Annotated in this window: 9 protein-coding genes; 3 read left to right on the forward strand and 6 right to left on the reverse strand. The window is 72.4% G+C overall.

Going from position 1 to position 15,519, the window contains the following annotated elements; translation table 11 throughout:
* Window positions 1-80 precede the first annotated feature (80 nt).
* From ACF07B_RS16025 to ACF07B_RS16035, 3 genes are all read right to left on the reverse strand, one after another.
* On the reverse strand, window positions 81-1,703 hold the full coding sequence (locus ACF07B_RS16025; protein ID WP_392179538.1) for a serine/threonine-protein kinase: 1,623 nt from the start codon (window positions 1,701-1,703) through the stop codon (window positions 81-83).
* Window positions 1,704-1,891: 188 nt separating this feature from the next.
* Window positions 1,892-4,939 (reverse strand): protein kinase, encoded by a 3,048-nt coding sequence (locus tag ACF07B_RS16030; RefSeq protein ID WP_392179387.1) that lies wholly within the window; start codon window positions 4,937-4,939, stop codon window positions 1,892-1,894.
* 167 nt (window positions 4,940-5,106) lie between these two features.
* Complete coding sequence (locus ACF07B_RS16035) at window positions 5,107-7,188, reverse strand: serine/threonine-protein kinase (protein WP_392179388.1); 2,082 nt, start codon at window positions 7,186-7,188, stop codon at window positions 5,107-5,109.
* A 274-nt stretch (window positions 7,189-7,462) separates the two neighbouring features.
* Between ACF07B_RS16035 and ACF07B_RS16040 the strand changes: the two genes are divergently transcribed.
* On the forward strand, window positions 7,463-8,551 hold the full coding sequence (locus tag ACF07B_RS16040) for a serine hydrolase domain-containing protein (RefSeq protein ID WP_392179389.1): 1,089 nt from the start codon (window positions 7,463-7,465) through the stop codon (window positions 8,549-8,551).
* Window positions 8,552-8,621: 70 nt separating this feature from the next.
* Here ACF07B_RS16040 and ACF07B_RS16045 read toward each other — a convergent pair whose 3' ends face one another.
* Window positions 8,622-10,328, reverse strand: coding sequence for a glycerol-3-phosphate dehydrogenase/oxidase (locus tag ACF07B_RS16045; RefSeq protein WP_392179390.1), 1,707 nt, complete (start codon window positions 10,326-10,328; stop codon window positions 8,622-8,624).
* 270 nt (window positions 10,329-10,598) lie between these two features.
* Between ACF07B_RS16045 and ACF07B_RS16050 the strand changes: the two genes are divergently transcribed.
* Entirely contained in the window at window positions 10,599-11,807 is a 1,209-nt protein-coding gene (locus tag ACF07B_RS16050; RefSeq protein WP_369484434.1) for a nucleotide sugar dehydrogenase, read from the forward strand.
* 152 nt (window positions 11,808-11,959) lie between these two features.
* Complete coding sequence (locus ACF07B_RS16055; protein ID WP_392179391.1) at window positions 11,960-12,571, forward strand: hypothetical protein; 612 nt, start codon at window positions 11,960-11,962, stop codon at window positions 12,569-12,571.
* A 124-nt stretch (window positions 12,572-12,695) separates the two neighbouring features.
* Here the strand turns inward: ACF07B_RS16055 and ACF07B_RS16060 are convergent, their stop codons facing one another.
* Window positions 12,696-13,820 carry a GuaB3 family IMP dehydrogenase-related protein gene (locus ACF07B_RS16060; protein WP_362406776.1) on the reverse strand — a complete coding sequence of 375 codons (1,125 nt, stop codon included), beginning with the start codon at window positions 13,818-13,820 and terminating at the stop codon, window positions 12,696-12,698.
* Between the two features lie 138 nt (window positions 13,821-13,958).
* Window positions 13,959-15,467, reverse strand: coding sequence for an IMP dehydrogenase (gene guaB / locus ACF07B_RS16065; RefSeq protein WP_369484432.1), 1,509 nt, complete (start codon window positions 15,465-15,467; stop codon window positions 13,959-13,961).
* Window positions 15,468-15,519: the final 52 nt, after the last annotated feature.

Raw genomic sequence — 15,519 nt, forward strand, 5'->3', positions numbered from 1 at the left:
CCCCTCCGTGGCACCGACCGGCCAAGTATGCCGCCGCCCCAGGACATCCGGTGGCACGCTCCCGGCGGCTCAGGCTCGGATCAGCCCTCCTGGAAGCTCCGCAGGATCGTGTCGAACTGCTTTTTGGTGGCGGTCCATTCGGCGGCCGGCGAGGACTCGTAGACGGCGTACTCGGTGCCGTCGCTCTTCATGTACCCGACGTCGATCGCACGGTAGGGCCCCGGGAAGTAGTGCGGCGCGTCCTTGGCCAGGGCGTCCCACGTGTACTCCCAGCGGGCACCCGGCTGATCCCGGAACAGCTCCTCCTTGAGGAGCAGTTGGCTGTAGTCCCGCAGCCGCACCGAGAGGTTCCCATCCAGGTCACTCATGTGCTTGTACGAGGAGTCGAAGTCCGGATCGGTGTCGACGGCGACCCGTACGAGGTGCTTGCCGTTGTCGGGTGAGTAGTCGACCTGGCGGAGGCCGTCCTGGTCGATGGAGACGGACGGCTTCCACCCCTTGGGCAGGGAGACACTGAAGCCCACCTCGTCGTGCCGCTCCCAGCCGGTGGGAACCGCCCCCTGACCGCCCTTGCCGCTCGGCTTGGTGCTCGGCTTGGTGTCGGCACTCCGGGTCGACGACGCGGAGGCGGAGCCGCCGGGGCTGCCGCCCGTGCCGAAGTGCTGCAGCGCGACCGCGACACCCCCGCCGACGATCGTCGCGAGGGCGACGACCAGGGCGAACGTCCGCAGGCGGTGCCGCTTCGGCGGTGCGGGCACGGACCCGATCGTCACCGGCCGGTACGGCGTGGTGGCGGCCGTGTGCGCGCGGGTACCGGTGCCGGTCCGCGTCTCCGGGGTGCCGTACCCCGCCTGCCCCGTCGGCGCATACGCCTGCGCCTCACTCGACAGCCGTCCCGACGCCGCCTCGGCGAGCATCTGCTCGGCCTGCGCCGCGCCGGGCCGATCGGCCGGGTCCTTGCGCAGCAGCGCGGCGAGGACCGGCCCCAGAACCCCCGCGTTGACCGGTTCGGCGGGTTCCTCCTCGACGACGGCCTGCATGGTGCCGATGGGCGAGGTGCGGCGGAACGGCGACCGGCCCTCCACCGCGGTGTACAGCGTGGCCCCGAGGGCCCAGAGGTCGGAGGCCGGACCGGGGTCGTGGCCGCGCACCCGCTCGGGCGCGAGGTAGTCGACGGAACCGACGATCTCGCCGGTGCGCGTGATCGTCGTATCGCCCTCGACCTGCGCGATCCCGAAGTCGGTGAGCAGGACGCGGCGGTCGGACGAGAGCAGGACGTTGCCCGGCTTCACGTCCCGGTGCAGCACACCGGCGGCGTGCGCGGCGCGCAGCGCGCGCAGCACCCACAGCCCGATCCGCGCGGCCTCGGCCGGTTCGAGGCGCCCCTGCTCCTTGACCTCGTCGGCCAGCGAGTTGCCCTCCACCAGCTCCATGACGATCCACGGCCGGTTGTCGTGTTCCAGCACGTCGTGGATGGTGACGACGGCCGAGTGGTTGATCCGGGCCGCGGCCCGCGCCTCGGCGTGGGTCCGGGCGAGCAGCCGGGCCAGGTCGCTCTCGGCGACGTACAGCGCCGCGGTCAGCTCCTTGACCGCGACGGCGCGGTGCAGCACCTCATCGTGGGCGCGCCAAACCCGGCCCATGCCACCGCTGCCGATGGAGTCGACAAGCCGGTAGCGGCCCGCGAGGAGCAGGCCCTGCATCTGATTCACGTTTCCCCGCAATGGTCTTGACAGGGTCAGACTAAGGAGCGGTACCCACCCTGGGAACAAGCGGGGTCGTACGGAGACCGCACTGTGACGGTTGTCCCTTCCCTGTACGGAAGGGAACCGTTCGGTGTTCAGCGGCCCCTACCTGCCCAAACGCGGGGTGTGGCGGGCAAAAGGGTTGCTCAGCGGCCGACTTGGTACGTCGACGACGCCTGCTCGTACAGCCGCGAGACCTCGTCGCGCTCGGCGTCCGGGCCGCGCACCTGCACCACGTGGTAGTGCCCGGCGACGAGGATCGCGAGGTTGCGCACGTAGAGCGAATGCCCCGCGGAGTCCTGCCAGGTGAACTGGCCCTCGGCCATCGCCCTGCCGCCCACGTCGATCCGCCGCATCCCGCTGGAGGTCGCCCAGGTCGAGTCCCGGAAGGGCTGCAACTCCTTCTCGCTCTCCCGCTGATAGGTCATCGGGTCGCTGCCGTACGTGGCCGTGCCGTCCCGCCCGGGTACGACGATGAGCTCGAAGTCCCCCTGGGAGTAGACGACCTGGCCGCTGCCGTTCTTCGGCGAACGCGTCCAGCCGCTCGCCACGGCGACCCGGAATCCCTCGGGGTCCTTGCGGAGGGTGAACCCGTCGGCGACGCCGGGATCGGCGGTGGTGTGCGAGGAGGTCGAACTGGACTTGCCCGAGGGGCTCTTGCCGGGCTCCGGCGAGGCCTGGTCGGAGCCGGGCGCGTTGCTCGCCGTCGGGTCGCCGGCGCTCCGCGTGGCGGGGCCGGCCTGTCCGGCGGCGCCGGTGCGCCCGTCACCGGTGCCGCTCCGGTCCGCCTTGGGCATGAAGGCGACCGCGTACGCGACCGCCGCGGCCAGCAGGAGCAGGACGAGCAGGAGCAGGTTGCGGCCCAATCGGCGCGGGCCCGCCTCGTTCTCCCGCCTGGCCCGCTTGTGGCGGGCGTGCGGGCTGGTCGCGGGCAGTCCGGCGCGACGCCTGCGGACGAGCTCGCCCCGGCGCCGCACGATCGGCAGCCGGCTCGGGTCGACGGGCGGCGCGGGCACGACATGCGCCCCCGCCTCGGGCTCCGGCGCGGACCGCACCAACGACCGCAGCCAGCCGCGCAGTTCCTCGAAGTCGAGCCGCTCCGTGGGGTCCTGGCGCAGCAGCGATTCGACGACGGGCCGCAGCGGCCCGCACTCCTCGGCGAACGCGGGCGGCTCCGCGCACACCAGCTGGACCAGCTCGGCGGTGTTCTCCTCCGGATAGGGAGCGTGTCCCTGCACGGCGCGGAAGAGCAGCGCGCCCAGCGCCCACAGGTCGGTCGCCGGTCCGATCGGAGCCGCCAACTGCCAGTTCTCGTGCACCGGTCCGGCCTGCTCGGGTGCCCAGCGCTCGGTGACCGGCCCGACCACGGCCATCCGCGCCTGCCGGGCCCGCTCGGCCGCGAGCGCGGTGGCCGGCCCCCGGCGCGGCGGCGTCCCGGCGACCAGATCGCCCCACCCGCCGCCGGGACGGCCGGAGGAGTGCGGGGCGGGGCCGGGATCGCGCGGGGTACCGGGCACCGGGATGTGGTCGGGGGCCTGGGAGACACCGGGCATGCGGGTGTGTCCGGGGTCGGTGAATCCGCCGGGAGGCACGGGTACCCGGGTGTCGCCGGGCGCCTGGAACCCGCCGGTGCGCCGGCCGTCGTCCGCGACCCGCTCGCCGCCGAGGGGCCGTCCGGGGGCGGGAACGCCCGGACGGCTGCCGTGCCCGGTGCCGTAGGGGTCCTGTCCGGGCGCGAGCGCGGAACGGCCGTACGCCGTGTCACCCGGAGCCGGCCTGCCGCCCGGGCCCAGCGCCGGTCCCGGTCCCGGTCCCGAGGGCAGTGTGGGGCGCGCCGGGCCGTCGTTCCCGCCGGGGGCTCCGGCAGGGGGCGGCTGGACTCCGTACCTGCCGGTGCCGCCGACTCCGTACGGGTCGGCTATCTGGCCCGGGGGCGCACCGGCCGGGTGCTGCCGGCCGCCCTGGCCGGGCAGTTGCGGCACGTTGTGGGCCTGGGTCTGCGGGGAGTGCGAGGACGTGCCGTATCGGCTGTCCTGGCCGGTCTGCTCGCCGGGTGCGGAGGGCCGGGGCGCCGGCAGGGCGAGCGGGTCGCCCCGGCGCTCGCCCTGTACGCGGGCGGCGGCACGCGCTCCGGCGCGGTACGCGGCGATGGCTCCGGCGCGCGCGGCGCGGATGTCGTCCCCGGCGTCCTCCGCCTGCCCGCCCGTCTCCGGTCCGCCGTCCGGTCCGGCCGTACCCGCCGGACGGCCCGGACCCGCCGGACCGCCCGCTTCGAGGGCGCGCGGTCCGCCCGCCACGGGTGCTCCGGGGACCGGTGCCCCCGGGACCGGCGTTCCCTGCTCCGCGCGGGCCTCGATCGCCGCCCGCCGGGCCGCTTCGGCGTCCGCGCCGCTCGTGGCCGCCACGGCGACACCGCGCGCGCCGCCGCCGAACCCGCCACCGCCTACGGGTCCCCGTCCGCCCGCGGCACCCTGCCCGCCTCCGGCGGCACCCGAGAACGTGCCCGTCCCGGCCGGACCGGCGTCACCGGGCCGCCCGGTGCGGGGGCCGGATCCGTGACCGGCCGTGAAGTCGTCCTCCGGCGCGGGGACCGGGTCGTACCCGCACAGCGCCTCTTCCGCGGCCCCGGCCGCCAGTCCGGTGAGCAGGACGCGGCCGTCGTCGCAGACGAGCACCGTGCGCGCGGTGATGTTCCGGTGCACCCAGCCGTGCGCGTGCAGGACCCGCAGCGCGGTGAGGACGTCGGCCGCGACCTCCGCGGCGCGGTAGGGGCTGAGCGGCTTCTCGGCGAGCAGTGCGGCCAGCGGCCTCGCGGGCACCAACTCGCTGACGATCCACAGCGACCCGCCCTCGGCGAAGACGTCGAAGACCTGGTCGAGCCGGGGGTGGTCGGGAATCCTCGCGGCGGCCTGCGCCGCGTCGATCGCGCGCAGCACCGCCGGTTCGGTGGGCCGCCGGGTGGTGCGGGCGGACGCCCGCCGCACCCCGCCGTCCCGGGCCACGAACCCCTCGGGCAGGCCGTCCGCGTCGAGCACCTCCGCCTCGACGACCTCGGGCAACGGCACCTGCCGTACCAGGACTTCCTGCCCGCTGTAGGTGTCGAAGGCCCGGCTCTCGGCGAGTTCGTACTCGTCGGACGGCGGCAGGGGCAGGCGGTAGCGGTCGGCCAGTACCCGTCCCGCGTAGTCGTCCACGATGCTCCCCCAGCCGACCGGTTGGTCAATTCCGTTCGCCGTGCGTTCCGTTGTGGCTTCGTTCGGTCCGCAACCACTCACGATACGTGCCCGAGGCAACCCGCAGAGCGGTGATGCGAGATCTCGGGCTCCGTTCGTCGCGGAACGTCACCTCGGCCGGCGGTACGTCATGACTTCGGCTGGAACGTCTTGGTCAGCGTGGCCCATGTGCTCTTGCGCAGCGCGCTGCTCCACGCGGAGTCCTTGGCCGTGTACATCAGCGCGTAGCCCTGATGCGCGTTCACCACGAAACCCCGGTCGACCGAGTGGAACTTCGTGCCGCCGTCCACATAGGTGAACTCCCAGTCGGCCGTGTTCCAGCCGCGGTAGCTCACGTTCTCTATGACGATCTTCTTGTACTGGGAGCGCGTCATGTAGCGCTCCTGGTTGTTCCAGTCGGCGACCGGGTCGTCCTTGGGCGTCGACGTCCAGCCGACGAGGAGTTTCTGTCCGTCGGGGCCGGTGAACCGGGCGCCCGCGGCGTCCTGGGACTGGAACTGCCACCCCTTCGGCAGCCCGATCGAGAAGCCCTGGCCGCTCTTGTACGTCGTCACGGAGGCGGAACCCGAGCCCGGCTCCTTGCCGTCGCCGCTCGAACCGGCCGAGTCGCTCTTGCTCGTGTCCTTGTCCGACGAGGTGTCGGAGTCGTCCGAGCCGGAGCCGGACTTGTCGTCGCCGCCGGTGCCCGACGTGCCGTCCTTGTCCTTGCCGTCGCCCTTGCTGTCGTCGCCGCTCTTCCCGCTGCCGGCGGCCGCTCCGCTGGAGGCGGTCGCCTTGGCGCCGGTGCCGCCCTTGGCGCCGTCGTCGTCCCCGCCGCCGATCGTGAGGGCCAGCACGGTGCCGACCACGACCAGCGCCACGACGACCGCGAGGATCACCAGGGTGCGCAGCGGCACGACATCCGTGAGAGAGGCCTTCGGCGCCGGGCGGACCGGGCGCTCGGGTGCCACCGGCCATCCGGACCCCGAACCGCCGCGCGTACCCGCGGTTCCGCCGCCTCCGGCCGAGCCGGAGTTCACCGGCTTGCCCTCGGGACCGCTCGGCTGTACCGGCACGGAAGGACTGGCCGCGGCGGTCGCCCCGGAGGCGCCGCCGACCGGGCCGGCCTCCGTGCCGGACCCCGGACCCGTGCTCGGGGAGGCCGTCCCGGCCGCTCCCTGCGCCCGGTCGGAGCCCGGGCCGCCGGCCGTCTTGGCACGGGAGGCCGCCGCCGAGGTGGCGGCTGCCGTGGCGGCCCCGGCCGCGGTCGCGGCCTTGCGCACCGACCGCAGCGCCCCGCGCAGCCGCGCCGGTTCCTCCGGCAGCGGCGGCATGGCCACGACCTTCGTCGCGTCCGGCGGCTCCGGCACGTTCTTCTCGGGCTCGCGCAGCACCTCGTTGAGCATGGCCCGGGCGCCCGCTTCGTCGAGCCGCTGCTCGGGATCCTTGGCGAGCAGGCCGTAGATCACGTTCTCCAGCGGGCCCGCGTTCTTGGGCTGTTCGACCGGCTCGGTCATCACGGCGGTGAGCGTCGCGATGGCGGAGCCCTTGTCGTACGGCGGCACGCCTTCGACCGCCGCGTACAGCAGGCCGCCCAGCGACCACAGGTCGGCCGCGGGGCCGGGCTTGTGACCGCGCGCCCGCTCCGGCGAGATGTAGGAGGGCGCGCCGACGAGCATGCCGGTCGAGGTGATGGACGGGTCGCCCTCCACCTGGGCGATGCCGAAGTCGGTGAGCACGACCCGGCCGTCATGGTCGATCAGCACGTTCGACGGCTTCACGTCGCGGTGCAGGATGCCCTCACGGTGCGCCGAGCGCAGCACGTCGAGGATGGCCAGGCCCACCTCGGCGGCGCGCTTCGGCGTGAGCAGCCCGTCCTCGCGGATGGCCTCGGCGAGGGACTTGCCCTCGATGAGCTCCATGACGATCCACGGCCGGTTGTCCTCGTCGACCACGTCGAAGACCGTCACCGCGCCGTTGTTGCGGATCCGCGCGATGGCCTTGGCCTCCCGCAGCGTGCGCGTGATCAGCCGGCGCTTCTCGTCCTCGTCGATGGCCGACGGGAACCGCAGCTCCTTCACGGCGACCGTACGGCCCAGGGTCTCGTCCTCGGCGCGCCACACCGTGCCCATGCCGCCGCGGCCGAGAACATCCCCCAGCCGGTACCGCCCGGCGAGGAGACGATCGCTCTTGTCCTGACGGGATGCTCCCGCCCGCTCTGCCTCCGACATGCGTCCCCTCATGCAACCCGCCCTGACAGAGCCTCCATTGTCCCCTACCCGACAAGTGCCCGGCGCCCTGGGGGCCCCTGGAACCGCAACAGCTCAGCCAGTGAGACGCCAGGAGTCCGCCGAAGACGCTCCCCCGGCCGCCGCCGCGCGTGCCGGCCGCCCCGCGACCGAGGTCCCGCGAGTCCCCCGCGCCCGTTTCAAGGACCGGCCCCCGCTGGGGTCCCCCGCACAGCGACGTACCTCATCATGGGCCGCGACAAGGAAGGACCCCGCGATGCCGCCGCCCTGGACACTTCGGACGCTCCTGGCCATACCCGTGTCCCTGGCGCTGTTCGCGGCCGTCCGGGCCCAACCGCCGGATCAGGCACCGGCCGCCGCGCGAACGGCCGTCGCCCCGGTCCCGGACACCGCGCTCACCCGCCTCGTCGCCCGTTTCGTCACCCGGGGCGGCGCCCCCGCGGCCGCCCTGCTCGCCGACGACGGATCCGGTTCACATTTTTCGAGCGCCGGAAACGGAATCAGCCATTCCGACCATTTCCGTGCCGGGAGCATCACCAAATCGTTCATCGCGACCGTCGTCCTCCAACTCGCCGCCGAACACCGGCTGTCCCTGTCCGACTCCGTCGACGACCATCTGCCCGGCCTGGTGCGCGGCGCGGGCAACGACGGCCGCCGCATCACGCTGCGCGCCCTGCTCCACCACACCAGCGGCCTCTACGACTTCACCACGACGACCCGGGGCGCCGTCCCCGTGACTCCTCTTCAGGCCCTGCGCATCGCACTCACCCGTCCCCCGGCCACCCGCGGCCGCTTCGCCTACTCGAACACCAACTACGTGCTGCTCGGCATGATCGTCGAACAGGTCACCGGCCACTCGTACGCCACCGAGGCCGAGCGGCGCATCATCACCCCCCTGCGTCTGACCGGTACTTCGTTCCCCGGCGCCCGCGCGACGCTTCCCGCGCCGCACGGCCGCGCGTACACCGCCGACGGCTCCGACGTCACCGAGCTCGACCCGCGCGTGGCCGGCGCGGCGGGTGAGCTGGTGAGCACGCTGGCCGACCTGAACCGCTTCTACGCGGCCCTGCTCGGCGGCGGACTGCTGCCCTCGCGCTGGCTGCGCGAGATGCTCGACACCCGGGCCGCACATGGCTCGTACGGCATGGGGCTGTACCCGGTGAAGCTGCCGTGCGGCACCACGGTGTGGGGGCACAACGGCCGGATCTCCGGCAGCTACGTGCGCAGCGCGGCCACCGTCGACGGTCGTCGTGTCCTCACCTTCCGGGTGAACACGGACGGGGTCACGGACCCGACTCTCGAACCGGCCGTGCTCGCCTCCGAGTTCTGTCCCCGCACCCCGTAGAACGGCCGGGCAGCGGGCGGAGATCCCGGCTCACCGCACCCGTTCGGGTGACGCGGGCAAAAAGCGGCGGTCAGAACGGCACGATGTCCGGCGCCCCCAGCCGGGCCGCGTCCGCCGTCAGGTCGTCCGGCTGGCGCTGGGACTCCCGCTCGGCCTCGACCCGCTTCTCGTAGTGCTCCACCTCGCGCTCGATCTGCTCCTTGTCCCAGCCGAGCACCGGCGCCACCAGTTCGGCGGCCTCACGGGCGCTGAGGGTGCCCCGGTCGAACGTCTCGATGGAGATGCGGGTGCGCCGGGTCAGGATGTCGTCCAGATGGCGGGCGCCCTCGTGCGAGGCGGCGTAGACGATCTCGGCCCGGAGGTAGTCCTCGGCGGCCGGCAGGGGCCGGCCGAGGGAAGGGTCGGCCGCGATGAGGTCGAGGAGCTCCTCGGCGAGCGACCCGTACCGGTTCAGCAGATGCTCCACACGCGCCACATGGATGCCGGTGCGCGCCGCGATCCGCGCTCGCGCGTTCCACAGCGCCCGGTACCCCTCGGCGCCGAGCAGCGGGACGTCCTCGGTGACGCATTCGGCGACACGCTGGTCGAGGCCGTGCACCGCCTCGTCGACCGCGTCCTTGGCCATCACCCGGTAGGTCGTGTACTTGCCCCCGGCCACGACCACGAGTCCGGGCACCGGGTGGGCCACGGTGTGTTCGCGCGACAGCTTGCTGGTGGCGTCCGACTCCCCGGCCAGCAGCGGCCGCAGCCCCGCGTACACCCCCTCGACGTCGTCGCGGGTGAGCGGCACGGAGAGCACCGAGTTCACATGCTCCAGCAGATAGTCGATGTCCGCGCTGGACGCGGCCGGATGGGCCTTGTCGAGGTCCCAGTCGGTGTCGGTGGTGCCGATGATCCAGTGGCGGCCCCACGGGATCACGAACAGCACGGACTTCTCGGTGCGCAGGATCAGGCCCGTCGAGGAGTGGATCCGGTCCTTCGGCACGACCAGATGGATGCCCTTGGACGCCCGGACGTGGAACTGGCCCCGCTCCCCGACCATGGCCTGGGTGTCGTCGGTCCACACGCCCGTGGCGTTGACGATCTGGCGGGCGCGGACCTCGTACTCGCCGCCGCCCTCGACGTCGCGCACCCTGGCCCCGACCACCCGCTCGCCCTCGCGCAGGAATCCGGTGACCCGCGCGCGGTTGGCGACCTTCGCTCCGTACGAGGCGGCCGTGCGCACCAGGGTCGCCACATAGCGGGCGTCGTCCATCTGGGCGTCGTAGTACTGCAGGGCGCCGATCAGCGCGTCCCGCTTCAGGGCCGGCGCGACGCGCAGGGCGTGGCGGCGGCTCAGATGGCGGTGGCCGGGCAGGCCCCGGCCGTGGCCCCTGGCCATCGACATGGCGTCGTACAACGCGACGCCGGAGCCCGCGTACAGCCGCTCCCAGCCCTTGTGCTGGAGGGGGTAGAGGAACGGGACCGGCTTGACCAGATGCGGGGCGAGCCGTTCGAGGAGAAGGCCGCGCTCCTTCAGCGCCTCGCGGACGAGCGCGAAGTCGAGCATCTCCAGATACCGCAGGCCGCCGTGGATCAGCTTGCTGGATCTGCTCGATGTGCCCGACGCCCAGTCACGCGCCTCGACCAGGCCGGTGGACAGACCCCGTGTCGCGGCGTCCAGCGCGGTGCCCGCGCCGACCACACCCGCGCCCACGACCAGCACGTCCAGCTCACGCTCGGCCATTCCCGCCAGTGACTCGGCACGCTCCGCCGGCCCCAGTGTCGCTGTCCTCACCGCTGCCTCCCGCTGTAGGTCGCGCTGGCCGCACCCGTCCGGCGACGCCCGGCTCACATCCCTCTGCCCAAAGTCTGACCGTCTCTCCCCTCATCGGCCACCGTCCGTCCTCAGCCTGTGGACAACGCTCGGCGACGCGCAGCGAATCTTGATCGATCAATCCCGTAAATCGGTCATATTTACTCCTAGTCTGACATTGCTCTCGCCCATCCTGTCCACAGGGCTTGCGCACCTGTCCCGCATCGGTTACTGGGAAGGACGGCCCACTCCATGCCCGCAGACCTCGCCGTCATCGGACTCGGTCACCTAGGCCTGCCCCTGGCCCAGGCCGCCGTCGCCGCCGGCATCTCCACCCTCGGCTACAGAACCGGACCGGAGGGCGGCTCCCTCACGCCCGCGGAACTGCGCCGGATGCTCGCGGGCGGCTTCCGCCCGGCCACGAACCCGGCCGAACTGGGCCGTGTCCGCACCGCCGTCATCTGCGCACCGACCCCACGGGGCGCGGACGGCGCCCTGGACCTCGGCCAGGTGGAGTCGGCGGCCCGCACCCTGGCCGCACGGCTGCGCCCGCACACCACGGTCATCCTGGAATCGCCGGTGCACCCCGGCACCACCGAGGCGTTCCTCCGCCCGCTCCTCGAAACCGGCTCAGGACTCCGCGCCGGACGCGACTTCCACCTCGCGTACTCGCCCAGCCGGGTCGACCCCGGCAACCGCGACGTCACCCCCGCCGGGACACCGAAGGTCATCGGCGGTCTCACCCCCGCGTGCACCGAGTCGGCGGCCGCCTTCTACGGCCGGCTCACCGACAAGGTCGTCCGCGCGCGCGGTCCCCGCGAGGCGGAGACCGTGCAGGTCCTGGAGACCAACTTCCGGCACGTCAACATCGCGCTCGTCAACGAGATGGCCGTGCTCTGCCACGACCTGGGCGTCGACCTGTGGGACGTCATCCGCTGCGCGGAGACCAAGCCGTTCGGGTTCCAGGCGTTCCGGCCCGGCCCGGGAGTCGGCGGCCACGGGATCGCCCAGGACCTCGGCGGCCCCTCCGGACGCCCGCTCCGGATGGTCGAACTGGCCCGGCAGGTCAACAACCACATGCCCCAGTACGTCATCCAGCGCGCCGCCGCGCTGCTCAACGAGCACGGGAAGTCCGCCCGAGCCGCGCGGGTGCTCCTCCTCGGCGTCACCTACAAGGCCGACATCGCCGACCAACAGGGCTCCCCCGCCCACGAGATCGCCGTACGACTGATGGAACTCGGCGCGTCCGTCAGCTATCACGACCCGCACGTACCGGCCTGGAGCGTCCTCGGGCGGCCCGTACCGCGCGCGGACTCCCTCTACGAGGCCGCGGCCGACGCCGACCTGACGATCCTGCTCCAACAGCACCGCACGTACGACCTGCAAGGTCTGTCCGTGAAAGCCCAACTCCTCCTGGACACGAGGGGGGCGACCCCGACCGGCGCGGCACACCGGCTCTGAGCCCGGGGAATTGCCTCACCTGTTGTCACTCCCCCCTGCTAATCTGCGGCAGCTCTCGCACACCCGTGCGCCCATGCCTCGGGCGCCGACAGGTGTGCGGCGGCACTCCACGCGCACACCCACAGTGCGCCCGCATCCCTGGGGGGAACCACATGAGCCAGTCGACGCCGCCGTCCGGACCACCGGTCGACAACAACCCGTACGCCACGGACGCGCCCGCGCCCGCGCCGACCGCGCCCGCCGCGCCCGCCGCGCCGGCCGACCAGCCGCCCGTCCCACAGCAGGCATTCCCGCAGCAGGCCTACCCGCAGGGCCCGCCCCAGCCGGGCTTCCCGGTCCCGCCCGCCGCCCCGGCGCACGGCAACTTCCCGCTCGGCCTCGTCGCCGCCATCGGCGCCGGTGTGGTCTCCGCGATCCTGTACGGCCTGATCATCGGCCTCACCAAGCACGAGATCGGCTACGCAGCCGTCGGTGTCGGCTTCCTCGTGGGCATCGCCGCGGGCCGCGTGGGCGGCCGCAACCAGACGCTCCCGGTCGTCAGCGTGATCGTCTCCGTCGCCGGGATCTACCTCGGTCAGCTCATCGGCACGGCCATGATCGGCGCCGACGACACCGGCCTCAGCTTCAGCACGATCTTCTTCGACCACTTCGACGTGGTCCAGCAGGCATGGAAGGACGGGGCCGACCCGCTGACCTTCGTGTTCTTCGCGATCGCCGCCTACGTGGCGTTCCAGAGCGCCCGCAAGGCCGGGCACGGCCACTGAGATGCCGCTCCGGCCGTTCCCGCTGATGAACGGCCGGAAGGAACCGAACACGTGAAGAAGGGCCCCACCGAGTCGGTGGGGCCCTTCTCACGCGCCGACGTGAGCTCTGGTGAAGCCGTGGTGGCTACCGCTTGTGCTGCGCGTCCGCGACCGTCACCTCGACGCGCTGGAACTCCTTGAGCTCGCTGTAGCCGGTGGTGGCCATGGCGCGGCGCAGGGCGCCGAAGATGTTCATCGAGCCGTCCGGGATGTGCGACGGACCGGTGAGGATCTCCTCGATGGTGCCGACGGTGCCGAGGTCGACCTTCTTGCCGCGCGGCAGCTCCTCGTTCACCGCCTCCATGCCCCAGTGGTTGCCGCGGCCGGGCGCGTCGGTGGCGCGCGCGAGCGGGGAGCCCATCATCACGGAGTCGGCGCCGCAGGCGATGGCTTTGGGGAGGTCGCCGGACCAGCCCACACCACCGTCGGCGATGACGTGCACGTACCGGCCGCCGGACTCGTCCATGTAGTCGCGGCGGGCCGCGGCGACGTCCGCGACGGCGGTGGCCATCGGGACCTGGATGCCCAGCACGTTGCGCGTGGTGTGCGCGGCACCGCCACCGAAGCCGACCAGGACACCGGCCGCGCCGGTGCGCATCAGGTGCAGCGCCGCGGTGTACGTGGCGCAGCCGCCGACGATCACCGGGACGTCGAGTTCGTAGATGAACTGCTTCAGGTTCAGCGGCTCGGCGGCACCGGAGACGTGCTCGGCCGACACCGTCGTACCGCGGATGACGAAGATGTCCACACCCGCGTCGACGACGGCCTTGGAGAACTGCGCCGTGCGCTGCGGGGAGAGGGCGGCGGCGGTGACGACTCCCGAGTCGCGCACCTCCTTGATGCGCTGCCCGATCAGCTCCTCCTTGATGGGAGCCGCGTAGATCTCCTGGAGCCGGCGCGTCGCGCTCTCCGAGTCCATCTCCGCGATCTCGTCGAGCAGCGGCTGCGGGTCGTCGTACCGCGTCCAGAGGCCTTCCAGGTTCAGGACGCCCAGGCCGCCCAGCTCGCCGATACGGATCGCGGTGGCCGGGGAGACGACCGAGTCCATGGGGGCGGCCAGGAAGGGCAGCTCGAAGCGATACGCGTCGATCTGCCAGGCGATCGAGACCTCCTTCGGGTCCCGCGTACGGCGGCTCGGGACGACGGCGATGTCGTCGAAGGCGTACGCCCGGCGGCCGCGCTTGCCGCGCCCGATCTCGATCTCAGTCACGTTGTGGCCTTTCCCTCTTCGCTTCTGCGCCTCCCAGTATCCCCGACGCCCACGACGAGGGCGGCCCCGCAACCTCCGGGACCGCCCTCGTGGCGGCCTCCACACGCGCGCGTGGAGACTGTTCAGCTGTACGGACGACTACTTGAGGCGGCTGTAGTTCGGCGCCTCGACCGTCATCTGGATGTCGTGCGGGTGGCTCTCCTTGAGGCCCGCCGACGTGATGCGCACGAACCGGCCGCGGTCCTGGAGCTCGGGCACCGTACGGCCGCCGACGTAGAACATCGACTGGCGCAGACCGCCGACCAACTGGTGGACGACCGCGGAGAGCGGGCCGCGGTAGGGCACCTGGCCCTCGATGCCCTCGGGGACGAGCTTCTCGTCGGAGGCGACACCCTCCTGGAAGTAGCGGTCCTTGGAGAAGGAGCGCTGCTCGCCACGGGACTGCATGGCGCCCAGGGAGCCCATGCCGCGGTACGACTTGAACTGCTTGCCGTTGATGAAGAGCAGCTCGCCCGGGGACTCCTCGCAGCCCGCGAGCAGCGAGCCGAGCATCACCGTGTCGGCGCCCGCGACCAGGGCCTTGGCGATGTCGCCGGAGTACTGGAGGCCACCGTCGCCGATGACCGGGACGCCGGCCGCCTTGGCGGCGAGCGAGGCTTCGTAGATGGCCGTCACCTGCGGTACGCCGATACCGGCGACGACACGGGTGGTGCAGATGGAACCGGGGCCGACCCCGACCTTGATGCCGTCGACGCCCGCGTCGATGAGCGCCTGCGCTCCGTCACGGGTGGCGATGTTGCCGCCGATGACGTCGACGCCCGAGGAGTTCGACTTGATCTTGGCGACCATGTCGCCGACCAGACGGGAGTGACCGTGCGCGGTGTCGACGACGATGAAGTCGACGCCGGCCTCGATCAGGGCCTGGGCGCGCTCGAAGGCGTCGCCCGCCACGCCGACGGCCGCGCCGACGAGCAGACGGCCCTCGCCGTCCTTGGCCGCGTTCGGGTACTTCTCCGCCTTGACGAAGTCCTTGACGGTGATGAGGCCCTTGAGGATCCCCGCGTCGTCGACCAGCGGAAGCTTCTCGATCTTGTGGCGGCGCAGCAGCTGCATCGCGTCGGCGCCCGAGATGCCGACCTTGCCGGTGACCAGCGGCATCGGCGTCATGACCTCGCGCACCTGGCGCGAGCGGTCGGTCTCGAAGGCCATGTCGCGGTTGGTGACGATGCCGAGGAGCTTGCCCGCGCCGTCCGTGACCGGCACACCGGAGATCCGGAACTTGGCACAGATCGCGTCGGCCTCGCCGAGCGTGGCGTCCGGGTGCACGGTGATCGGGTCGGTCACCATGCCGGACTCGGAGCGCTTCACCAGGTCGACCTGGTTGGCCTGGTCCTCGATGGACAGGTTGCGGTGCAGAACACCGACGCCGCCCTGACGGGCCATCGCGATCGCCATACGCGATTCGGTGACCTTGTCCATGGCGGCGGAGAGCAGCGGGATGTTGACCCGGACGTTCTTCGAGATGTGCGAGGCGGTGTCGATCTGGTCGGGTGCCATGTCCGACGAGCCCGGCAGCAGCAGCACGTCGTCGTAGGTCAGCCCGAGGGTCGCGAATTTGGCGGGCACTCCGTCGACGTTGGCAGTCATGACACCTTCCCCAAATGGCCTTGATCGGTGCGGATGTCCATGCTAACGGGAA

It is taken from the genome of Streptomyces sp. NPDC015532 (genome assembly GCF_043078065.1).
Taxonomy (GTDB): Bacteria; Actinomycetota; Actinomycetes; order Streptomycetales; family Streptomycetaceae; genus Streptomyces.